This window comes from Aquamicrobium defluvii, from assembly GCF_004363725.1.
Classification (GTDB): domain Bacteria; phylum Pseudomonadota; class Alphaproteobacteria; order Rhizobiales; family Rhizobiaceae; genus Mesorhizobium; species Mesorhizobium defluvii.
In genome coordinates, this window is record NZ_SNZF01000011.1 from 69237 (window position 1) to 92395 (window position 23159).

18 protein-coding genes and 3 tRNA genes are annotated in these 23159 nt (G+C 62.2%); 16 read left to right on the forward strand and 5 right to left on the reverse strand.

Annotated features, from left to right (window positions below; translation table 11 throughout):
• Positions 1-92: 92 nt before the first annotated feature.
• Positions 93-980 carry a TrmH family RNA methyltransferase gene (locus tag DES43_RS10130; protein WP_035025903.1) on the reverse strand — a complete coding sequence of 296 codons (888 nt, stop codon included), beginning with the start codon at positions 978-980 and terminating at the stop codon, positions 93-95.
• A gap of 192 nt (positions 981-1172) precedes the next feature.
• Between DES43_RS10130 and DES43_RS10135 the strand changes: the two genes are divergently transcribed.
• From DES43_RS10135 to rpoC, 12 genes are all read left to right on the forward strand, one after another.
• Positions 1173-1257 (forward strand) — tRNA-Tyr (locus DES43_RS10135).
• A gap of 23 nt (positions 1258-1280) precedes the next feature.
• Positions 1281-1354: transfer RNA gene (locus DES43_RS10140), tRNA-Gly, on the forward strand.
• 214 nt (positions 1355-1568) lie between these two features.
• A complete protein-coding gene (gene tuf / locus DES43_RS10145; RefSeq protein ID WP_036992748.1) occupies positions 1569-2744 on the forward strand; it encodes an elongation factor Tu in 1176 nt (391 codons plus the stop codon).
• A 419-nt stretch (positions 2745-3163) separates the two neighbouring features.
• Positions 3164-3239 (forward strand) — tRNA-Trp (locus DES43_RS10150).
• A gap of 336 nt (positions 3240-3575) precedes the next feature.
• Positions 3576-3779, forward strand: a complete 204-nt coding sequence (secE, locus tag DES43_RS10155; RefSeq protein ID WP_035033379.1) for a preprotein translocase subunit SecE — start codon at positions 3576-3578, stop codon at positions 3777-3779.
• A 27-nt stretch (positions 3780-3806) separates the two neighbouring features.
• Positions 3807-4346, forward strand: a complete 540-nt coding sequence (nusG, locus tag DES43_RS10160) for a transcription termination/antitermination protein NusG (RefSeq protein WP_035033381.1) — start codon at positions 3807-3809, stop codon at positions 4344-4346.
• A 166-nt stretch (positions 4347-4512) separates the two neighbouring features.
• Entirely contained in the window at positions 4513-4941 is a 429-nt protein-coding gene (gene rplK, locus DES43_RS10165) for a 50S ribosomal protein L11 (RefSeq protein ID WP_035033383.1), read from the forward strand.
• Between the two features lie 4 nt (positions 4942-4945).
• A complete protein-coding gene (gene rplA, locus DES43_RS10170) occupies positions 4946-5644 on the forward strand; it encodes a 50S ribosomal protein L1 (protein ID WP_035033385.1) in 699 nt (232 codons plus the stop codon).
• Positions 5645-6011: 367 nt separating this feature from the next.
• Positions 6012-6530 carry a 50S ribosomal protein L10 gene (gene rplJ / locus DES43_RS10175; RefSeq protein WP_035033387.1) on the forward strand — a complete coding sequence of 173 codons (519 nt, stop codon included), beginning with the start codon at positions 6012-6014 and terminating at the stop codon, positions 6528-6530.
• A 54-nt stretch (positions 6531-6584) separates the two neighbouring features.
• Positions 6585-6959 carry a 50S ribosomal protein L7/L12 gene (gene rplL / locus DES43_RS10180; protein WP_035033389.1) on the forward strand — a complete coding sequence of 125 codons (375 nt, stop codon included), beginning with the start codon at positions 6585-6587 and terminating at the stop codon, positions 6957-6959.
• Positions 6960-7174: 215 nt separating this feature from the next.
• The gene (gene rpoB / locus DES43_RS10185) at positions 7175-11311 is read left to right on the forward strand and encodes a DNA-directed RNA polymerase subunit beta (protein WP_035033406.1); all 4137 of its coding nucleotides are present in this window, start codon (positions 7175-7177) and stop codon (positions 11309-11311) included.
• Between the two features lie 146 nt (positions 11312-11457).
• Positions 11458-15654, forward strand: coding sequence for a DNA-directed RNA polymerase subunit beta' (rpoC, locus tag DES43_RS10190; protein WP_035033391.1), 4197 nt, complete (start codon positions 11458-11460; stop codon positions 15652-15654).
• 101 nt (positions 15655-15755) lie between these two features.
• Here the strand turns inward: rpoC and DES43_RS10195 are convergent, their stop codons facing one another.
• The 4 genes from DES43_RS10195 to DES43_RS10210 form a co-directional block, all read right to left on the reverse strand.
• Positions 15756-16043, reverse strand: coding sequence for a PTS sugar transporter subunit IIB (locus DES43_RS10195; protein WP_035033392.1), 288 nt, complete (start codon positions 16041-16043; stop codon positions 15756-15758).
• Positions 16044-16045: 2 nt separating this feature from the next.
• Entirely contained in the window at positions 16046-16528 is a 483-nt protein-coding gene (locus DES43_RS10200) for a PTS sugar transporter subunit IIA (RefSeq protein WP_035033394.1), read from the reverse strand.
• A 4-nt stretch (positions 16529-16532) separates the two neighbouring features.
• A complete protein-coding gene (locus tag DES43_RS10205) occupies positions 16533-17948 on the reverse strand; it encodes a PTS galactitol transporter subunit IIC (protein ID WP_133675072.1) in 1416 nt (471 codons plus the stop codon).
• 190 nt (positions 17949-18138) lie between these two features.
• A complete protein-coding gene (locus DES43_RS10210; RefSeq protein WP_035033397.1) occupies positions 18139-18432 on the reverse strand; it encodes a hypothetical protein in 294 nt (97 codons plus the stop codon).
• A gap of 464 nt (positions 18433-18896) precedes the next feature.
• Here DES43_RS10210 and rpsL point away from each other — a divergent pair, with 464 nt between their 5' ends.
• The 4 genes from rpsL to tuf (DES43_RS10230) all read left to right on the forward strand — a co-directional run bounded on the left by rpsL (position 18897) and on the right by tuf (DES43_RS10230) (position 23158).
• Complete coding sequence (rpsL, locus tag DES43_RS10215) at positions 18897-19268, forward strand: 30S ribosomal protein S12 (RefSeq protein ID WP_035033399.1); 372 nt, start codon at positions 18897-18899, stop codon at positions 19266-19268.
• Positions 19269-19325: 57 nt separating this feature from the next.
• Complete coding sequence (gene rpsG, locus DES43_RS10220; protein ID WP_035033401.1) at positions 19326-19796, forward strand: 30S ribosomal protein S7; 471 nt, start codon at positions 19326-19328, stop codon at positions 19794-19796.
• A gap of 29 nt (positions 19797-19825) precedes the next feature.
• The gene (fusA, locus tag DES43_RS10225; protein ID WP_035033404.1) at positions 19826-21916 is read left to right on the forward strand and encodes an elongation factor G; all 2091 of its coding nucleotides are present in this window, start codon (positions 19826-19828) and stop codon (positions 21914-21916) included.
• A gap of 66 nt (positions 21917-21982) precedes the next feature.
• Positions 21983-23158: an elongation factor Tu gene (gene tuf, locus DES43_RS10230; RefSeq protein ID WP_036992748.1), complete on the forward strand. Its 1176-nt coding sequence runs from the start codon at positions 21983-21985 to the stop codon at positions 23156-23158.
• Position 23159 lies beyond the last annotated feature (1 nt).

Sequence of the window (23159 nt, forward strand, 5' to 3'; positions counted from 1 at the left end):
CCAGCAAAAATGCGAAGCGGTTTCGCATTCGGAATTGCGTAAAAAAACAAAGGCTGGAGTGTTTCTGCGCTTCGAGGAAAAGCGGGAATGCTCTACGTGTTCAGAAATTTCCCCGCCGCATAGAGCGCCACAGCCGCGGCGTTCGATACATTGAGCGAGCGGATTGCGCCGGGCATGTCCAGACGCGCCAGTGCGCTGACGGTCTCGCGTGTCTTGTGCCTCAGGCCCTTGCCTTCCGCCCCGAGGACGAGCGCGATCCTGTCGCCGGCAAAGGTCTTTTCCAGTTCGGCCGGGCCATCCGAATCGAGGCCGATGCTCTGGAAGCCGGCCTCGTGGAGGGTCTCCAGAGCATCGGCCAGATTGCGCACTTCTATATGGTCGATATGCTCCAGCGCGCCCGATGCGGATTTCGCCAGCACTCCGGATTCCGCGGGACTGTGGCGCGTTGTGGTTATGAGCGCTCCGGCCCCGAACGCCACTGCGGAGCGCAGGATCGCGCCGACATTGTGGGGATCGGTCACCTGATCGAGCACCAGAACCAGCTTTGTGTCCCCGAGCGCGTCCAGACGCTTTGTCCTGAGCGGTTCGGCCTCGACCAGCACGCCCTGATGAACGGCTTCCGAGCCGGTTATGCGCTCGATATCACGCGGCTCGACCATGCGGACGGGAAAGGGCAGGGTGTCCGTTGCGCCGAGTTCGAGACGCTCCGCTGCGTTGCGCGTAACAAGCATGGAGCGCACCTTGCGCGCGGGGTTGGCGAGCGCCGCGCGCACCGTATGCAGGCCGTAGAGATGCACCAGCCCGTCGCCGGGACCTTCGCCGGGGGCTATCTTGCGCCGGGGCCGGTGCGCAGGCGGCGCGGCCGCCTTTTCATCGCGCCCCGCTTTTTCATCGCGCCCCGCTTTTCCATCGCGGTAGGCGCGGCGCAGGCGCGCATAGTGGGAATCCTTCGGGGTGCCGGTTTTCTTCGTGTCGCTCATTGCCGTCCTATAGCGCCGCAGTCAGGCTTTGCCTATGCGGGGCGTGGCCGCAAAAAATCTGCTGAGAAAACCGCTTCGGCGCGGTTGACACAAAACAACCTTGCGGCCATAAGGCGCTTCGCTGATGACGGGCAACTCGATGAGTTCCGGCATCGGTGCGAATGCCTCGCAGCAAGGCTCCGTCGGCAGACTGGAGGAGTGCCCGAGTGGTTAAAGGGGACGGACTGTAAATCCGTTGGCTTAGCCTACGTTGGTTCAAATCCAACCTCCTCCACCACTGCCGGACTGGAGACCTGGAACGCGGGTGTAGCTCAATGGTAGAGCAGCAGCCTTCCAAGCTGAATACGTGGGTTCGATTCCCATCACCCGCTCCAGTTTCCCCATCAGAATCGCGGATGGCGCCGGGAAACTGTCTCTCTTACAAATTGGCCGGCAGCTTCCTATATCTGCGTCATTCACCCGCAGTTGCATGATCAGGGGCAGGGCGGCGGTCCGGTCCGGCCAAAAGACACTTGTGTTTTATGGCCGTTCTCGCTAATCGCCCCGCATCGACTGAACCAAAGGTCCACGCGCCCAGGGAAAGAGACTATGGCAAAAGGTAAATTCGAGCGCAATAAGCCTCATGTGAACATTGGCACGATTGGTCACGTTGACCATGGCAAGACGTCGACGACGGCAGCGATCACGAAGTATTTTGGTGATTTCCGGGCTTACGACCAGATTGACAACGCGCCGGAAGAGAAGGCGCGCGGCATCACGATTGCGACGTCTCACGTTGAGTACGAGACGGATGCGCGCCACTATGCGCACGTGGACTGCCCCGGCCACGCGGACTATGTGAAGAACATGATCACGGGCGCGGCGCAGATGGACGGCGCTATTCTGGTTGTTTCGGCGGCCGACGGCCCGATGCCGCAGACGCGCGAGCACATTCTTCTTGCCCGTCAGGTTGGCGTTCCGGCGATCGTTGTGTTCCTGAACAAGGTCGACCAGGTTGACGATCCGGAGCTTCTGGAGCTTGTCGAGCTTGAGGTTCGCGAGCTTCTGTCGGCCTACGAGTTCCCCGGCGACGACATTCCGATCGTTCCGGGCTCGGCGCTTGCCGCTCTGGAGGACTCCAACAAGGAGCTGGGCGAGGACGCGATCCGCAAGCTGATGGCTGCGGTTGACGAGTACATCCCGACGCCCGAGCGTCCGATCGACCAGCCGTTCCTGATGCCGATCGAGGACGTGTTCTCGATCTCGGGCCGCGGCACGGTTGTGACGGGTCGCGTCGAGCGCGGCATCGTCAAGGTTGGCGAGGAACTGGAGATCGTCGGCATCCGTCCGACGACGAAGACGACCTGCACGGGCGTCGAGATGTTCCGCAAGCTGCTCGACCAGGGTCAGGCCGGCGACAACATCGGCGCGCTGCTTCGCGGCGTCGACCGTGACGGCGTCGAGCGCGGCCAGGTTCTGGCCAAGCCGGGTTCTGTGAAGCCGCACAAGAAGTTCAAGGCCGAGGCCTACATCCTGACGAAGGAGGAGGGTGGCCGTCACACGCCGTTCTTCACCAACTACCGTCCGCAGTTCTACTTCCGCACGACGGACGTGACGGGCATCGTGACGCTTCCGGCCGGCACCGAAATGGTGATGCCGGGCGACAACATCACGGTTGACGTGGAACTGATCGTGCCGATCGCCATGGAAGAGCGCCTGCGTTTCGCTATTCGTGAGGGTGGTCGCACCGTCGGCGCCGGCATCGTCGCTGAAATCGTCGAATAAAGCTGACGGTTACTGTCAGCAGAGACATGGGAAAGGGCGGCCTTCGGGTCGCCCTTTTTCTTTATGGTCGCGCTTCCGCCTTCCGGGCGGACAGGGAAGTGATCCTGCCCTAACGCTGTGCCCGAGGAGGATCGGATGAGCGGCCTGTGCCGGCATGTTTGCTGGTAGCCAACGCTATAGCTTTGCCTGTCCGCCCGGAAGGCGGCTGCCATCTCCATGAGCCTCCGGATGACGATTTTTCGCCTCCGGAACGCATCCGGTTGGGCTGGGTTCGTGCAGGAGCGGCCCGGCCTGTTCGGGCGGCTGGGCTTACGGGTGGGGATGGCGCTTTCCCGCGGCTGTGAGCAAGCGCTTTCTCTCTTTACAGATCGCGTCCGACTCACTAGGAAGCGGCTGTCGCATCGGGATGCGGCCGACCTAGGGGTATAGCTCAGTTGGTAGAGCGGCGGTCTCCAAAACCGCAGGTCGCGGGTTCGAGCCCTGCTGCCCCTGCCATTTCCTCGTCGAACAGATGTCGTTTCGACGATCTATTGCCTTATCGGGCGATTTGCTGCATAAGGCGGTGTGACCGGGACGGGACGACTGGATGGTTCCGATGCGGCACATGATCGTAAAGCGGATGCTTGCCACTTGCGCGTGCCAAGAATCGGTTTTATGTAGGAACGAACGGGCACGCGACGCGTGGAGCTGGGAACCTGGCTTTGCGCGTCTGATTTGCATGAACGAAGCGGCTTGCTGATTCGCGGCAGGTGGCAAGGTTCATATTTCACGTCCCGCCACGCGGGATCATCCAGAGGGTCCGGCCCACGGGTCCTGAAAGCAGAGCGGCATATGGCGTCGAAGACAACCAATCCTTTCGTCTTCCTTCAGCAGGTTCGGTCTGAGGCCGGCAAGGTTACGTGGCCTTCGCGGCGCGAGACGATGATCTCCACCGTCATGGTTCTGATCTTCTCGCTGCTGGCGATGGTCTTCTTTTTTGCCGCCGACCAGCTCATGGGCCTTGCTGTCGAGCTGGTCCTGGGTATCGGACGCTAAGTTCGGCGATTACGGAGAAGTCCTTACATGACCGCGCGCTGGTACATCGTCCACGCCTATTCCAACTTCGAGAAGAAGGTGGCGGACGACATTGAGAACAAGGCCCGCCAGAAGGGGCTGAGCGACAGGATCGAGCAGATCGTGGTGCCGACCGAGAAGGTGGTCGAGGTGCGCCGCGGCAAGAAGGTCGATGCCGAACGCAAGTTTTTCCCCGGCTACGTGCTGATGAAGGCGGACCTCAACGATGCGGTGATCTCGCTCGTCAAGAATACGCCGCGTGTTACCGGCTTTCTCGGTGAGGACAAGCACACCGCCAAGCCGATGTTCATCACCGACAAGGAAGCCGAGCGCATTCTGCATCAGGTGCAGGAGGGCGTGGAGCGTCCCAAGCCTTCCGTTACCTTTGAGGTGGGTGAGGCGATCCGCGTTTCCGACGGTCCTTTCGCATCCTTCAACGGCTTCGTTCAGGAGGTCGACGAGGAGCGTGCGCGTCTCAAGGTGGAGGTTTCCATCTTTGGTCGTGCCGTGCCGGTGGATCTGGAATTCGGGCAGGTCGAAAAGGGCTGATCCGTATCTGTGCCGTCCGGTGGGCGGCATTGAAGGGCGGCGCGCCGTTTGCGTCGCTTGAATGGTGGGAGGTGAGGCGGCTTAGCCGGCTGCTGGAACCGCACCACCGGACTGCAACCGCCGGCTTTCCCGATCTGGGGCCGGCATGACACAAGGCAGATGAGAGATGGCTAAGAAGATTGCAGGCCAGCTCAAGCTTCAGGTTCCTGCGGGGTCGGCCACGCCGTCGCCTCCGATCGGTCCTGCGCTTGGTCAGCGTGGCATCAACATCATGGAGTTCTGCAAGGCGTTCAACGCGCAGAGCCAGGAAATGGAGAAGGGCTCTCCGATTCCGGTGGTGATCACCTATTATCAGGACAAGTCGTTCACCTTCGTCATGAAGACGCCGCCGGTGACCTATTTCCTGAAGAAGGCCGCCAACCTCAAGTCGGGCTCCAAGGAGCCGGGCAAGGCGAAGGCTGGCCAGATCAGCCGCGAGAAGGTGCGCGAGATCGCCGAAGCCAAGATGAAGGATCTCAACGCCAACGACGTGGAAGCGGCGATGCGCATGGTCGAAGGTTCCGCCCGTTCGATGGGCCTGGAAGTGGTGGGCTGATCAGATGGCTAAGATTTCCAAGCGCGTAGCGAAGTCCCGCGAAGGTCTGGACCCGAACAAGGTCTATGCTCTCGAAGAGGCGATCAAGCTCCTGAAGGACCGTTCGTCGGTGAAGTTCGACGAGACCATCGAAATCTCGATGAATCTCGGTGTCGACCCGCGTCATGCCGACCAGATGGTTCGCGGCGTGGTCAATCTGCCGAATGGCACGGGCCGCGATGTCCGCGTCGCCGTGTTCGCCCGTGGCGACAAGGCCGACGAGGCCAAGGCTGCCGGTGCCGATGTGGTCGGCGCGGAAGATCTGGTCGAGATCGTCCAGAAGGGCGAGATCAACTTCGATCGCTGCATCGCCACGCCGGACATGATGCCGCTGGTCGGCCGTCTCGGCAAGGTGCTCGGCCCGCGCGGCATGATGCCGAACCCGAAGGTCGGCACCGTGACCACCGATGTGGCGGGTGCGGTCAAGGCTTCGAAGGGCGGCGCCGTCGAGTTCCGCGTCGAGAAGGCCGGTATCGTCCATGGCGGCGTCGGCAAGGTTTCCTTCGAGATCAAGGCTCTGGAAGAGAATGTCCGCGCCTTCGCCGATGCGGTCAACAAGGCCAAGCCGACGGGTGCCAAGGGCATATATGTCAAGCGCGTGGCCCTGTCCTCGACCATGGGCCCGGGCCTCAAGCTGGATGTGGCGTCCCTCGCCATTTCCTGAAGCAGTTTCTGAGGACCGCCGCGAAAGTGCCGGTCCTCGCTGAAATTCCGGCTCCCGCCCAGGCGGGGTCCGGAAACCGGGATGAAAGTCCCGGAATCCTGTCCGAGATTGCAGGCGGTCCGCTCCCGAGCGGTCCTTAATCCAAACGGGTCTGCATGAGACGGGTGACGACCGGACACAGGAGGGGTTTCCTCCGAAGAAAGGTTCGAACCGTGTGTGCCTTTTGTCTGTACGCCTCCGGGCGTGGCGGAAAGGGGACAGGATCCTCGAGCGCTGACCGTGAAAGTCCGAAAGGGCCGGACCGGCCGGCAAAAGGCAACCCGACGCCCGCTTCGCGAATGTTGCGGGGGTCAACTGGAGATAGGCAGTGGATAGAGCGGAAAAACGCGAACTCGTCGCGGGTCTGAACGACGCCTTCAAGGGCGCCGGTTCGGTCATCGTGGCCCACTATGCCGGTATCACCGTTGCGCAGATGAATGATCTTCGTACGAAGATGCGTGCTGCCGGCGGAACCGTCAAAGTCGCGAAGAACCGCCTCGCCAGGATCGCTCTTCAGGGCACGGAATCCGAAAGCATCATCGAGCTGTTCAAGGGACAGACGCTGATCGCCTATTCGGACGATCCGGTTGCGGCTCCGAAGGTCGCGTCCGAATTCGCCAAGGGCAATGACAAGCTTGTCATTCTCGGCGGCGCTATGGGCAAGACCTCGCTCGATGCCGATGGTGTGAAGGCTCTGGCCTCGCTCCCGTCGCTCGACGAGCTGCGTGCACGTTTGGTGGGCATGATTTCCACCCCGGCAACCCGGATTGCACAGGTCGTCAACGCACCGGCAGGCAATGTCGTGCGCGTTATCGGCGCTTATGCCCGGAAGGACGAGGCGGCGTGAGGCCGTTCCTCGCCAAACATCAACACGTTCGAATCTTATTGAAGGAAAAGAAAAATGGCTGATCTCGCCAAGATCGTTGAAGACCTGTCGGCCCTGACCGTCCTCGAGGCGGCTGAGCTGTCGAAGCTGCTGGAAGAGAAGTGGGGCGTTTCCGCCGCTGCTCCGGTTGCCGTTGCCGCCGTTGCCGGTGCTGCCGCCGCTGCTCCGGTCGAGGAGAAGACCGAGTTCGACGTCATCCTCGCCGACGCCGGCGCCAAGAAGATCGAGGTTATCAAGGAAGTCCGCGCCATCACCGGCCTGGGCCTCAAGGAAGCCAAGGATCTGGTCGAGGCCGCTCCGAAGCCGATCAAGGAAGGCGCCAACAAGGCCGACGCCGACAAGATCAAGGCCCAGCTCGAAGCTGCTGGCGCCAAGGTTGAGCTGAAGTAACAGCTTGGGTTCCGGCGGGCGGCCTTGTCGCTGCCCGCCACCTCTCTTCAGGGGGAAGGACCCGGCGGTTGTGTTGGAGAACCTTTTTCCTGAGGGCCGGAACCGGCTTTCAGGAAACAGGTTTTCACCTGTTTTGGACAAGGTCGCACCGAGGCGGCCTGGAAGCAAGGCGGATCGCGGCGTGATCCGCCCCGAGATGCGAGCAAGGAGCTATGATGGCCCAGACCCAGACTTTCAATGGCCGCCGGCGCGTCAGAAAGTTCTTCGGAAAGATCCCCGAAGTTGCCGAGATGCCGAACCTCATCGAGGTTCAGAAGGCTTCCTACGACCAGTTTCTGATGGTCGAGGAGCCCGAGGGCGGCCGGCCTGACGAAGGCCTTCAGGCGGTCTTCAAGTCGGTCTTCCCGATCTCCGATTTCTCCGGCGCGTCGATGCTGGAATTCGTCAAGTACGAGTTCGAGGCGCCGAAATTCGACGTTGACGAGTGCCGCCAGCGCGACCTGACCTATGCCGCGCCGCTCAAGGTGACGCTGCGTCTGATCGTGTTTGACGTCGACGAGGACACGGGCGCCAAGTCGATCAAGGACATCAAGGAGCAGGACGTGTACATGGGCGACATGCCGCTCATGACCTCGAACGGCACCTTCATCGTCAACGGCACCGAGCGCGTCATCGTTTCGCAGATGCACCGCTCGCCGGGCGTCTTCTTCGATCACGACAAGGGCAAGTCTCACTCGTCGGGCAAGCTGCTTTTCGCTGCCCGCGTCATCCCCTATCGCGGTTCGTGGCTCGATATCGAGTTCGACTCCAAGGATGTGGTCCACGCCCGTATCGACCGTCGCCGCAAGATTCCGGTGACGTCGCTGCTGATGGCGCTCGGCATGGATGGCGAAGACATCCTGTCGACCTTCTACAACAAGATCACCTACAAGCGCGCCGGCGACCACTGGCGCATTCCCTATCAGGTCGACCGTTTCAGGGGCCTGAAGGCAGTCAACGATCTGGTTGACGCCGACACCGGTGAAGTCGTGGTCGAGGCCGGCAAGAAGATCACCGCCCGCCAGGCCCGCCAGCTCGCCGAAAAGGGCCTCAAGGCCATCAAGGCGACCGATGAGGACCTGCTCGGCAACTATCTGGCCGAGGACATCGTCAACTACCAGACCGGCGAGATCTATCTCGAGGCCGGTGACGAGATCGACGAGAAGACCCTCAAGGTGCTGCTTGGCACCGGCGAGGAGGAAATCCAGATTCTCGACATCGACCACGTCAATGTCGGCGCCTATATCCGCAACACGCTGGCCGTGGACAAGAACGAGGGCCGTCAGGACGCCCTGTTCGACATCTACCGCGTCATGCGTCCGGGCGAGCCGCCGACCCTCGAGACGGCCGAAGCGATGTTCAACTCGCTGTTCTTCGACGCCGAGCGCTACGACCTGTCGGCGGTTGGCCGCGTCAAGATGAACATGCGCCTTGAGCTCGATTGCCCCGATACCGTGCGCGTGCTTCGCAAGGACGATATCCTCGCGGTGGTCAGGACGCTGGTCGACCTGCGCGACGGCAAGGGCGAGATCGACGACATCGACAATCTCGGCAACCGCCGCGTGCGCTCGGTCGGCGAGCTCATGGAGAACCAGTATCGTCTGGGTCTGCTGCGCATGGAGCGCGCCATCAAGGAGCGCATGTCGTCGATCGAGATCGACACGGTCATGCCGCAGGATCTGATCAACGCCAAGCCGGCTGCCGCCGCAGTGCGCGAGTTCTTCGGATCCTCGCAGCTTTCGCAGTTCATGGACCAGACCAACCCGCTGTCGGAGATCACCCACAAGCGCCGTCTCTCGGCTCTCGGTCCTGGCGGTCTGACCCGCGAGCGCGCCGGCTTCGAGGTGCGCGACGTGCACCCGACCCACTATGGCCGCATCTGCCCGATCGAGACGCCGGAAGGCCCGAATATCGGCCTGATCAACTCGCTGGCCACCTTCGCCCGCGTCAACAAGTACGGCTTCATCGAGAGCCCGTACCGCAAGATCGTGGACGGCAGGCTGACCGACGACGTCGTCTATCTGTCCGCCATGGAAGAGGCCAAGCACTATGTGGCTCAGGCCAACGCCGAACTGGACGCGGAAGGCCGCTTCGTGGATGAGTTCGTCATCTGCCGTAACGCCGGCGAGGTGATGATGGCGCCGCGCGAGATGGTCGACCTGATGGACGTCTCGCCCAAGCAGATGGTGTCGGTCGCTGCCGCGCTCATCCCGTTCCTCGAGAACGACGACGCCAACCGCGCGCTGATGGGCTCGAACATGCAGCGTCAGGCCGTGCCGCTGGTGCGCGCCGAGGCTCCTTTCGTCGGCACCGGCATGGAGCCGATCGTCGCCCGTGACTCCGGCGCCGCCATCGGCGCCCGCCGCGGCGGCATCGTCGATCAGGTGGACGCGACGCGTATCGTCATCCGCGCCACGGAAGACCTCGATCCCGGCAAGTCGGGCGTCGATATCTACCGTCTGATGAAGTTCCAGCGCTCGAACCAGTCGACCTGCATCAACCAGCGTCCGCTGGTTAAGGTTGGCGATCACGTCAACAAGGGCGACATCATCGCCGACGGTCCGTCCACCGATCTCGGCGATCTGGCGCTGGGCCGCAACGTGCTCGTCGCCTTCATGCCGTGGAACGGCTACAACTACGAGGACTCCATCCTGCTTTCCGAGCGGATCGTGGCCGACGACATCTTCACCTCGATCCACATCGAGGAGTTCGAGGTCATGGCGCGCGACACCAAGCTCGGGCCGGAGGAAATCACGCGCGACATTCCGAACGTTTCGGAAGAGGCGCTGAAGAACCTCGACGAGGCCGGCATCGTCTATATCGGTGCAGAGGTGCAGCCGGGCGACATTCTCGTCGGCAAGATCACGCCGAAGGGCGAGAGCCCGATGACGCCGGAAGAAAAGCTCCTGCGCGCCATCTTCGGCGAGAAGGCGTCCGACGTGCGCGACACCTCCATGCGCATGCCTCCGGGAACCTTCGGCACGGTCGTGGAAGTGCGCGTCTTCAACCGCCACGGCGTGGAGAAGGACGAGCGCGCCATGGCCATCGAACGCGAGGAGATCGAGCGTCTCGCCAAGGACCGTGACGACGAGCAGGCCATTCTCGACCGCAACGTCTATGCCCGCCTGGCAGACATGCTGATCGGCAAGGAAGCGATTGCCGGGCCGAAGGGCTTCAAGAAGGGCGCAACGCTGTCACGGGAGACGCTGGACGACTATCCGCGTTCGCAGTGGTGGCAGTTCGCCGTCGAGGACGAGAAGCTGCAAAGCGAGCTCGAAGCCCTGCGCGGCCAGTACGACGATTCCAAGAAGGCGCTGGAGCAGCGCTTCATGGACAAGGTCGAGAAGGTGCAGCGCGGCGACGAAATGCCTCCGGGCGTCATGAAGATGGTCAAGGTCTTCGTGGCCGTGAAGCGCAAGATGCAGCCGGGCGACAAGATGGCCGGCCGTCACGGCAACAAGGGTGTCGTGTCGCGCATCGTGCCGGTCGAGGACATGCCGTTCCTCGAAGACGGCACGCACGCGGACATCGTGCTCAATCCGCTGGGCGTGCCTTCGCGCATGAACGTCGGCCAGATCCTGGAGACGCATCTCGGCTGGGCCTGTGCCGGCATGGGCAGGAAGATCGGCGAGTTGATCGATGCCTACAAGGCCAGCGGCGACATCAAGCCTCTGCGCGAGACTGTCGAAGCCGTCATCCCGGCCAACGACCGCAACGAGCCGGTGCGCGAGTATGACGACGAGTCCGTCGTGCGTCTCGGCGAGCAGATGCGTCGCGGCGTATCCATCGCCACGCCGGTGTTCGACGGCGCCAACGAGGCGGACATCGACCACATGCTGACGCAGGCCGGTCTCCATACTTCCGGCCAGTCGCAGCTCTATGACGGACGCACCGGCGAGCCGTTCGACCGCAAGGTGACCATGGGCTACATCTACATGCTCAAGCTCCACCACCTGGTCGACGACAAGATCCACGCCCGTTCGATCGGCCCGTACTCGCTGGTCACCCAGCAGCCGCTGGGCGGCAAGGCGCAGTTCGGCGGTCAGCGTTTCGGCGAGATGGAGGTGTGGGCGCTCGAAGCCTACGGCGCCGCCTACACGCTGCAGGAAATGCTGACGGTGAAGTCGGACGACGTGGCGGGCCGCACCAAGGTCTACGAGGCCATCGTGCGGGGCGACGACACGTTCGAGGCCGGCATTCCGGAGAGCTTCAACGTTCTCGTCAAGGAGATGCGTTCACTCGGCCTCAATGTCGAGCTGGAGAACACCAAGCAGGATGCCGGCGCGACGCAATTGCCGGACGCCGCCGAGTAAATGGCCGAAGCGGCCGCATGAATGTGCGGCCGCCAGCGATCCTTCGGCGGATCGCATGAAATTTTCCGGCCGAGGCCGGTTCTCGCGGGTCCCGCCCGCACGAAAACGAAATTGGGGTATTCGAGGACCCCGCAAAGGAGAATGGCATGAACCAAGAGGTCATGAATCTCTTCAACCCGCAGGCGCCCGCGCAGGTGTTCGATTCCATCCGGATTTCGCTCGCCAGCCCGGAGAAGATCCTGTCGTGGTCGTTCGGCGAGATCAAGAAGCCGGAAACGATCAACTACCGCACGTTCAAGCCCGAGCGCGACGGCCTGTTCTGCGCGCGCATCTTCGGCCCGATCAAGGACTATGAGTGCCTGTGCGGCAAGTACAAGCGCATGAAGTACAAGGGCGTCATCTGCGAGAAGTGCGGCGTCGAGGTCACCCTGTCGCGTGTGCGGCGCGAGCGTATGGGCCATATCGAGCTGGCCGCCCCGGTCGCCCACATCTGGTTCCTGAAATCGCTGCCGAGCCGCATCGGAACGCTGCTCGACATGACGCTCAAGGACATCGAGCGCGTTCTCTATTTCGAGAACTACATCGTCACGGAGCCGGGCCTCACCGCGCTCAAGGAAAACCAGCTTCTCTCCGAAGAGGAGTACATGCTGGCCGTCGACGAATATGGCGAGGACAGCTTCACTGCCATGATCGGCGCTGAAGCCATCCACGAGCTGCTGGCTTCCATGGACCTTGAGAAGATCGCGGGCGATCTGCGTTCGGAGCTGGCTTCGACGACCTCGGAGCTGAAGCAGAAGAAGCTGCTCAAGCGCCTCAAGGTGGTCGAGAACTTCATGGAATCCGGCAACCGTCCGGAATGGATGATCATGAAGGTCGTTCCTGTCATCCCGCCGGACCTGCGCCCGCTGGTCCCGCTGGATGGCGGCCGCTTCGCGACCTCCGACCTGAACGATCTCTACCGTCGCGTCATCAACCGTAACAACCGCCTGAAGCGCCTGATCGAGCTTCGCGCGCCGGGCATCATCGTGCGCAACGAGAAGCGCATGCTTCAGGAAGCCGTCGACGCGCTGTTCGACAACGGTCGTCGCGGCCGCGTCATCACCGGCGCCAACAAGCGTCCGCTGAAGTCGCTGTCCGACATGCTCAAGGGCAAGCAGGGCCGCTTCCGCCAGAACCTGCTCGGCAAGCGCGTCGACTATTCGGGCCGTTCTGTCATCGTGACCGGTCCGGAGCTGAAGCTGCACCAGTGCGGCCTGCCGAAGAAGATGGCGCTGGAACTGTTCAAGCCGTTCATCTACGCCCGTCTCGACGCCAAGGGCTATTCGTCGACTGTCAAGCAGGCGAAGAAGCTGGTCGAAAAGGAACGCCCCGAGGTCTGGGATATCCTCGACGAGGTTATCCGCGAGCATCCGGTGCTGCTCAACCGCGCGCCGACGCTGCACCGCCTCGGCATCCAGGCGTTCGAGCCGACCCTGATCGAGGGCAAGGCGATCCAGCTTCACCCGCTGGTCTGTACCGCCTTCAACGCCGACTTCGACGGCGACCAGATGGCCGTGCACGTGCCGCTCTCGCTGGAAGCCCAGCTTGAAGCCCGCGTGCTGATGATGTCGACCAACAACATCCTGCACCCGGCTTCCGGCGCGCCGATCATCGTTCCGTCGCAGGACATGGTTCTTGGCCTCTACTATCTGTCGATCATGAACCAGAACGAGCCGGGCGAGGGCATGGCCTTTGCCGACATGGGCGAGATGCAGCACGCGCTCGAAACACGCGCCGTTACGCTTCATGCCAAGATCAAGGGCCGGTTCAGGACCGTCGATGCCGAGGGCAACCCGGTTTCGAAGATTTATGAGACCACGCCCGGCCGCATGATCATCGGCGAGCTTCTGCCGAAGAACCACAACGTGCCGTTCGATATCGCCAATCAGGAGATGACCAAGAAGAACATCTCCAAGATGATCGACACCGTCTACCGCCACTGCGGCCAGAAAGAGACGGTGATCTTCTGCGACCGCATCATGCAGCTCGGCTTCGGCCATGCCTGCCGCGCCGGCATTTCGTTCGGCAAGGACGACATGGTCATTCCCGACACCAAGGCCAGGCTGGTGGCCGACACCGAAGCGCTCGCGAAGGAATATGAGCAGCAGTACAACGACGGCCTGATCACCCAGGGCGAGAAGTACAACAAGGTTGTCGACGCCTGGGCCAAGTGCTCGGAAAAGGTCGCCGAGGAAATGATGGGCCGCATCAAGGCGGTGGAGTTCGACGACAGCGGCCGTCAGAAGCCGATGAACTCGATCTACATGATGTCGCACTCGGGCGCGCGTGGTTCGCCCACCCAGATGCGTCAGCTTGCCGGCATGCGCGGCCTGATGGCCAAGCCGTCGGGCGAGATCATCGAGACGCCGATCATCTCCAACTTCAAGGAAGGTCTCACCGTTCTCGAGTACTTCAACTCGACCCACGGTGCCCGCAAGGGTCTGGCCGACACCGCTCTGAAGACCGCGAACTCGGGCTACCTGACCCGCCGTCTGGTCGACGTGGCACAGGACTGCATCGTCAACTCCATCGACTGCGGCACCGACAAGGGCCTCACCATGCAGCCGATCGTCGATGCTGGCCAGGTGGTCGCGTCGGTTGGCCAGCGTGTTCTCGGCCGCACGTCGCTTGACGACATCGTTCATCCGGTCTCGGGCGAGGTTCTGGTCAAGGCCGGTACCCTCATGGACGAGCGCGACGTGGAACTGATCGAGAAGGCTGGCGTGCAGGCGGTTCGCATCCGTTCGGCGCTGACCTGCGAGGTTCGCACCGGCGTCTGCGCGGTCTGCTACGGCCGCGACCTGGCGCGCGGAACGCCGGTCAACCAGGGCGAGGCTGTCGGTGTCATCGCCGCGCAGTCGATCGGCGAGCCGGGCACGCAGCTCACCATGCGTACCTTCCACATGGGCGGTACGGCGCAGGTGGTGGACTCCTCGTTCCTCGAAGCCTCCTATGAGGGCACCGTCGCGATCCGCAACCGCAACGTGGTGCGCAATTCCGACGGTCACCTCGTGGTGATGGGCCGCAACATGGCGATCCTCATCCTCGACGAGGCCGGCAAGGAGCGCGCTACGCATCGTGTCACCTACGGTTCGCGCATCTTCGTGGACGATGGCGACAAGGTGAAGCGCGGCCAGCGTATCGCGGAGTGGGATCCCTACACCCGTCCGGTGCTCACCGAAGTCGAGGGCCGGGTCGAGTTCGAGGATCTGGTCGACGGCATCTCGGTGCAGGAAACGGCCGACGAGTCGACCGGCATCACCAAGCGCGAGGTCATCGACTGGCGTTCGACGCCGCGTGGCGCCGACCTCAAGCCGGCCATCGTGGTGCAGGACGCCAAGGGCAAGGTCGCGAAGCTGTCCAAGGGCGGCGATGCGCGTTTCCTGCTCTCGGTCGAGGCCATTCTTTCGGTCGAGCCCGGCGCGCAGGTTCGTCCCGGCGACGTTCTGGCCCGCGTTCCGATGGAAAGCGCCAAGACCAAGGACATTACCGGTGGTCTGCCGCGCGTTGCGGAACTGTTCGAGGCTCGCCGTCCGAAGGATCACGCCATCATCGCCGAGATCGATGGCACGGTTCGTTTCGGCCGCGACTACAAGAACAAGCGCCGCATCATCATCGAGCCGCATGACTCGACGCTGGAGCCGGTCGAGTACCTGATCCCGAAGGGCAAGCCGTTCCATCTCCAGGACGGCGACGTCATCGAGAAGGGCGACTACATCCTCGACGGCAACCCGGCGCCGCACGACATTCTGGCGATCCGCGGCGTGGAGGCTCTGGCTTCCTACCTTGTGAACGAGATCCAGGAAGTCTACCGGTTGCAGGGTGTGTCGATCAACGACAAGCACATCGAGGTGATCGTTCGCCAGATGCTGCAGAAGGTGGAAATCACCGAGCAGGGCGACTCGACCTACATCCCGGGTGACCATGTCGACGTGATCGAACTGGACGAGATCAACGATCGCCTGATCGAGGAAGGCAAGAAGCCCGCGGCCGGCCAGCCGGTGCTGCTCGGCATTACCAAGGCTTCGCTGCAGACGCCGTCCTTCATCTCGGCCGCGTCGTTCCAGGAAACCACCCGCGTGCTCACCGAGGCTGCTGTTGCCGGCAAGACCGACATGCTGCAGGGCCTGAAGGAGAACGTGATCGTGGGTCGCCTGATCCCGGCCGGTACCGGTGGCCAGATGAGCCAGATCCGCCGCATCGCCACCTCGCGCGACGAGCTGATCCTCGACGAGCGCCGCAAGGCTTCGGGCGCCGAGGCGGCCGAGACCATGCTGGTCGACATGACGACGGCGGCGCAGTAAGCGCCGTCGGCCGACGCAAGGCCAACGAGAAAGGCCGCCGGAGCGATCCGGCGGCCTTTTGTTTTGGATATTTGTCTTGAAACGGGCCGGCTGGGCCCCGGTCAGCCCCGCAGCGTGGCCTCGATCTTGTCCAGCACATCCGCCTTGCCGACACCGGTTAGGAAGGCGAGGGTGGTAATCACGGGCACGCCGAGATCGGTGGGAAGCTGGGTGGTGGAAACCACGAGATCGACGCCGTTGAGCATGGAGCGCACCTCGGTCGCCTTGCATTGCGTGGAATTGATGTTGATGCCGCGCTCCTTCATCGCCTCTGTCACCGCATGCGACACCAGCGTCGAGGTTGCGATGCCGGTACCACAGGCAAACAGCACGTTCTTTTGCAGGGCCATTCCTATTGTTCTCCTTGTTGTGCGCCGTCGAGCAGCGCGAGCAGCTCGTCCGCTGTGCCGGCGTCCAGCAGCTTCTGGCTCAGGGTCTCGTCCTGGATGGTCAGCATGATTTGCTGCAACATCTCGATCTGCTTGTCCTTGTCGTTGAGCGCCAGCATGAATACCAGCCCGACGGGAACCGACTCTTCGGGGTCTTCCATATTGGCGAAATCCACCGGATGCGACAGGGTAGCCAGCGCTATTCCCGGCTTCACGACATGTTCGGGGTCCGTATGAGGCACGGCAACGTTGCTGTCGCGCCCCATCGGCAGGCCGGTAGGCATGCGTGCTTCCCTTGCCAGAACAGCGTCGGCGAAGCTTGGCCGGACATAACCGAGCTTCTCCAGCCGCGCGGCGAGCAGGCGGATAACCTCCTCGCCTGACGCCGCATCGACTCTCGTGACGATTGCGTCGCGTTTGATCTGCCCGGCAAGGGATTGCGACATGTGGTCAGGCCTCCTGTGTCTGGCTGGCTTCCACCGGCTCGCCGGCACCCGCAGCCCGTTCCCAGGCATCGGTGTTGCGGCGATAGAGCCAGAAGCACAGCGCTATGATTGCGGCCAGCAGGATCAGGCCGAACACGGCGAGATTCTGGATCGCGGCGATCACGACATAGGAAATCCACAGGAAGCCGTCGACCACCGAGGTGATCTGGACCGCGTTGGCCGGCATGGTGAAGCCCGACGCGACAGCAGCGCTGGTGAACAGCGGCGCCAGTGCGTTGGCCACGTAGAAACCGGCCGCCAGCGTGATCGTGCCGACCACCACCATGCGGAAGACATTGCCGCGCAGAACCGGAGCTGTCATCGCCACGATGAAGGGAATGACCGCGAGGTCCGCGAACAGGATGACGCGGTTGCCCGGCAGGATGATCGACAGCAGGATGGCGATCGGCACGAGGATCAGCGACGAAGAGATGGCAGCGGGATGGCCGATGAGGATCGCCGAATCCAGCCCGACCAGCAGCTCGCGGTCTCCGGCCCGCTTGCGAACGAACTCATGCGCTGCTTCCGATACCGGCAGCAGGCCTTCCATCAGGATCTTCACCATGCGCGGCAGGAGCAGCATGGCGGCCGCCAGCGTCATGCCGGTCTGCAATACCTTGGAAATCACCGTGCTTGCATCACCGGCATTGTAGTAGGCGATCACACCGATCACGAGGCCGATGATGAGGCCGAGCACGACCGGTTCCCCGAACACGCCCAGCCTGCGCTCGATGGTTTCGGTGCTGAGATCGATCTTGTTGATGCCCGGAATGCGGTCGATGACCCAGTTGACGACGATGGCGATGGGCAGGATCTGGGCCGAGGCCAGATGCGGCACCGATACCCCCGGGACGCCGTAGAATTGCTGGACCGCGCGGGCCGACCAGTCCGCAAACAGGAGCGCCAGCGCAGCCATCAGGGCAGCGATGACGAGGCCGTAGCCAAGGCTTCCCGTAGCTGCCGTCGCCAGCGAGCCGATGAAGGCGAAATGCCAGAAGTTCCACACGTCCACGTTCAGGGTGCGTGTCAGCCGCGCCATCAGCAGGGCGATGTTGACGACGATGGCGATCGGAATGACCCACAGCCCGACCGAGGAGCCGAAGGCGATCGCCGCTGCCGAAGGCCAGCCCACATCGACGATATCGCGCTGGATGCCGGTGTTCCTGACGATGGCCTGCGCCGAATCGCCGATCGTGCCAAGCATGAGCCCCAGCACGAGATTGATGCCGATGAAGGCGACGCCGATGGTGACGGCGGCGCGGAATGCCTTGCCGGCCCTGGCGCCGAGAATGAGTGCGATGATGAAGATGACGACCGGCAGGAGCACGGTGGCTCCCAGCGTATCGACGATGGCCTTGAGGCCGCTCAGGAACGCGTCCATGTTTCCCTCCCGAAATGGTTCCGGTGGTTCCGGAACATTTGTTGCGCTGCGACAACAGAAGTTGAACCCGCTTCGGTCCGCCTGTCAATTCAGGTGAGCGTTCCGGGCGTGGTGGCGCTGCGTCTTTTCGGGGGAAACCTTGCGGGCCTCCTCATATTTAGAAGCGATCCTTACCGAAGGAGTGCTCCCTTCAGTCCGGCTCTTCGAAGGTGATGACGGAAACCTCGCCTTCGAGGGCGCCCTGATAGGCTGACAGGTGCGGTTCGTCGTCCGGCTCGCCTTGCATGTCGCCGATCTGGTCGAGTTCGGCTTCCGCATAACCTTCGGCCGCAAGTGATTCCAGCGCCCTGCGCACGGCGGAATCGTCGTCGGGCGCGACCAGCATCACATGAACGCCTTCGGGCGTGCCGCCCTTCCGGCGCCAAACGCGGCCAGTGATGATCGTGACGGCGCGGTCCCCGTCCTGCGTTTCATTGTCGTTCATCGGTGATTCTCGCTTTGGTCGTGGATATAAGGCTTCTGAACATCCGGATCGCATGAAGCGGCCTTGCAAGACAGCAAAATCACGACCACATTGTGCGCAATCCCGCATCAGTCGCGAAAGAAAATTACCAGAGGCGGCCGAAACGGCGCAAAGGCCGGGTTTCGGTGCAGATTCTGGCGTCACGGGGTTGACGAAACGGGGGCTTGCGAGTAGAAGCCGCCCAGTCTGAGCCGATGTGAGACTTTCCTTTTCGGGGCGACGCGCCTCGGAGTTAGCCTCAAACAGGGTTCGTTTTACGAGCGAAAAAGACATTTCCGGCATGCATGAAGCGGCAACGCTTCCTCTGCTTTTTGTTCGGGCAGCACCGCGAAAGGCGGCTTGTGGCCCGAATTTGCGTATGGAAACGCTTCTTGAAGCTGCCCTGACTGGGTTTGAGACACGGAATTGAGAGACAAGAGGGTTTAATGCCTACCGTCAACCAGCTGATCCGCAAGCCGCGCAAGGCGCCGGCAGTGCGCAACAAAGTCCCGGCCATGCAGCAGAACCCGCAGAAGCGTGGCGTCTGCACGCGCGTCTATACGACGACGCCGAAGAAGCCGAACTCTGCTCTGCGCAAGGTTGCGAAGATCCGCCTGACCAATGGCTTCGAGGTCATTGGCTATATCCCGGGCGAGGGGCATAACCTTCAGGAGCACTCCGTGGTCATGATCCGCGGCGGTCGCGTCAAGGACCTTCCGGGCGTGCGCTATCACATCATCCGCGGCGTGCTCGACACCCAGGGTGTTAAAAACCGCAAGCAGCGTCGCTCCAAGTACGGCGCCAAGCGTCCGAAGTAAGTTTGCGGCTTCGGCGCTTTCTTTTTATGCGCCGCGCGAGAGAAGAGAGACAACAGCATGTCCCGTCGTCACAGTGCAGCTAAGCGCGAGATCAACCCCGATCCCAAGTTCGGCGATCTCGTCATCACCAAGTTCATGAATGCCGTCATGTACGACGGCAAGAAGTCGGTTGCCGAGAGCATCGTCTACGGTGCCCTCGATCAGGTTCAGTCCAGGACCAAGCAGGAGCCGGTCGGCGTCTTTCATCAGGCGCTCGACAATGTCGCGCCGCACGTGGAAGTGCGTTCGCGTCGCGTCGGTGGTGCGACCTATCAGGTTCCGGTCGACGTCCGTCCGGAGCGCCGTCAGGCTCTCGCCATCCGCTGGCTGATCTCGGCTGCCCGCAACCGCAACGAAACCACCATGATCGACCGTCTTTCGGGTGAGCTGATGGATGCGGCCAACAACCGTGGCACTGCCGTCAAGAAGCGTGAAGACACCCACAAGATGGCCGAAGCCAACCGCGCCTTCGCGCACTACCGCTGGTAAGCGCGAAAGAAGAGTAAGAGGCACCTCCCATGGCCCGCGAATTTCCCATCCACGACTATCGTAACTTCGGCATCATGGCCCACATCGATGCCGGCAAGACGACGACGACCGAACGTATCCTTTATTACACGGGCAAGAACCACAAGATGGGCGAGACGCACGACGGTGCCTCGACCATGGACTGGATGGAGCAGGAGCAGGAGCGCGGCATCACCATCACGTCCGCTGCCACCACCACCTCCTGGAAGGGCCGTGACGGCAAGGATCGCCGGTTCAACATCATCGACACCCCCGGCCACGTCGACTTCACCATCGAGGTCGAACGTTCGCTGCGCGTGCTCGACGGGGCGATCACGCTGCTCGACTCCAACGCGGGCGTCGAGCCTCAGACCGAGACCGTCTGGCGCCAGGCCGAGAAGTATCATGTTCCGCGCATGATCTTCTGCAACAAGATGGACAAGATCGGCGCCGATTTCTATCGCTGCCTTGACATGATCAGGTCGCGCCTCGGCGCTGTTCCTCTTGCCATGCAGCTCCCGATCGGCGCCGAGAGCGATTTCAAGGGCGTCATCGATCTGCTGGAGATGAAGGCTCTTGTCTGGCACGACGAGGCTCTGGGTGCGCAGTGGGATGTTGTCGAGATTCCTGCTGATATGCAGGCCAAGGCTGAAGAATATCGCGAGAAGCTCGTCGAGGCCGCTGTCGAGATGGACGACGATGCGATGAATGCCTATCTCGAAGGCAACATCCCGTCGATCGACGAACTGCGCGCTCTGATCCGCAAGGGCACAATCGACGTCAAATTCCATCCGGTTTTCTGCGGTACGGCGTTCAAGAACAAGGGCGTTCAGCCGCTGCTCGATGCGGTTATCGACTTCCTGCCGGCTCCGGATGAAATCCCGGCCATCAAGGGTATCGATGCAAAGACCGAGGCCGAGATCGTTCGTCATTCCACCGACGACGAGCCGCTTTCGATGCTTGCGTTCAAGATCATGAACGACCCGTTCGTCGGTTCGCTGACCTTCTGCCGCATCTACTCGGGCAAGCTCACCAAGGGCATCTCGGTGGACAACACGGTGAAGGGCAAGAAGGAGCGCATCGGCCGCATGCTGCAGATGCACTCCAACTCGCGTGCCGACATCGAGGAGGCATTTGCCGGCGACATCGTCGCTCTGGCCGGTCTCAAGGAGACCACCACCGGCGATACGCTTTGCGATCCGCTGGCCCCGGTCATCCTGGAGCGCATGGAGTTCCCCGAGCCGGTCATCCAGATCGCCATCGAGCCGAAGACCAAGGCCGATCAGGAAAAGATGGGTCTGGCTCTGCATCGTCTGGCGGCCGAGGATCCGTCCTTCCGCGTCAAGACCGACGAGGAAAGTGGCCAGACCATCATCGCTGGCATGGGCGAGCTTCATCTCGACATCATCGTCGACCGCATGAAGCGCGAGTTCAAGGTCGAGGCCAACGTCGGCGCGCCGCAGGTTGCCTATCGCGAGACGATCACCCGCACTCACGAGCAGGACTACACGCACAAGAAGCAGACCGGTGGTACGGGCCAGTTCGCCCGCGTCAAGGTCATCTTCGAGCCGAACACCGAGAGCGAGGACTACCAGTTCGAGTCCAAGATCGTCGGCGGCGCCGTTCCGAAGGAATACATTCCAGGCGTCCAGAAGGGCATCGAGAGCGTCATGTCTTCCGGTCCGTTCGCCGGGTTCCCGATGATCGGCGTCAAGGCGACGCTTATCGACGGTGCCTTCCACGACGTCGACTCGTCGGTGCTCGCGTTCGAAATCGCCTCGCGTGCTTGCTTCCGTGAAGCGGCTCCGAAGCTCGGCGTGCAGCTCCTCGAGCCGGTCATGAAGGTCGAGGTCGTGACGCCTGAAGAGTATGTCGGCAACATCATCGGCGACCTGAACAGCCGTCGCGGTCAGATCCAGGGGCAGGAAGCGCGCGGCATCGCCGTGGTCATCAATGCCATGGTTCCGCTGGCGAACATGTTCAAGTACGTGGATACCCTTCGTTCCATGTCGCAGGGCCGCGCCCAGTACACCATGCAGTTCGACCACTACGAGCCGGTTCCGACCGCCGTGGCGCAGGAAGTGCAGAAGAAATACGCGTAATCCCACACGGGTTGCATTGTAACTTAATTCAACGCCCCGGTGGGCAAGCAGGAATGGAGACCTCACATGGCAAAAGGTAAATTCGAGCGCAATAAGCCTCATGTGAACATTGGCACGATTGGTCACGTTGACCATGGCAAGACGTCGACGACGGCAGCGATCACGAAGTATTTTGGTGATTTCCGGGCTTACGACCAGATTGACAACGCGCCGGAAGAGAAGGCGCGCGGCATCACGATTGCGACGTCTCACGTTGAGTACGAGACGGATGCGCGCCACTATGCGCACGTGGACTGCCCCGGCCACGCGGACTATGTGAAGAACATGATCACGGGCGCGGCGCAGATGGACGGCGCTATTCTGGTTGTTTCGGCGGCCGACGGCCCGATGCCGCAGACGCGCGAGCACATTCTTCTTGCCCGTCAGGTTGGCGTTCCGGCGATCGTTGTGTTCCTGAACAAGGTCGACCAGGTTGACGATCCGGAGCTTCTGGAGCTTGTCGAGCTTGAGGTTCGCGAGCTTCTGTCGGCCTACGAGTTCCCCGGCGACGACATTCCGATCGTTCCGGGCTCGGCGCTTGCCGCTCTGGAGGACTCCAACAAGGAGCTGGGCGAGGACGCGATCCGCAAGCTGATGGCTGCGGTTGACGAGTACATCCCGACGCCCGAGCGTCCGATCGACCAGCCGTTCCTGATGCCGATCGAGGACGTGTTCTCGATCTCGGGCCGCGGCACGGTTGTGACGGGTCGCGTCGAGCGCGGCATCGTCAAGGTTGGCGAGGAACTGGAGATCGTCGGCATCCGTCCGACGACGAAGACGACCTGCACGGGCGTCGAGATGTTCCGCAAGCTGCTCGACCAGGGTCAGGCCGGCGACAACATCGGCGCGCTGCTTCGCGGCGTCGACCGTGACGGCGTCGAGCGCGGCCAGGTTCTGGCCAAGCCGGGTTCTGTGAAGCCGCACAAGAAGTTCAAGGCCGAGGCCTACATCCTGACGAAGGAGGAGGGTGGCCGTCACACGCCGTTCTTCACCAACTACCGTCCGCAGTTCTACTTCCGCACGACGGACGTGACGGGCATCGTGACGCTTCCGGCCGGCACCGAAATGGTGATGCCGGGCGACAACATCACGGTTGACGTGGAACTGATCGTGCCGATCGCCATGGAAGAGCGCCTGCGTTTCGCTATTCGTGAGGGTGGTCGCACCGTCGGCGCCGGCATCGTCGCTGAAATCGTCGAATAAG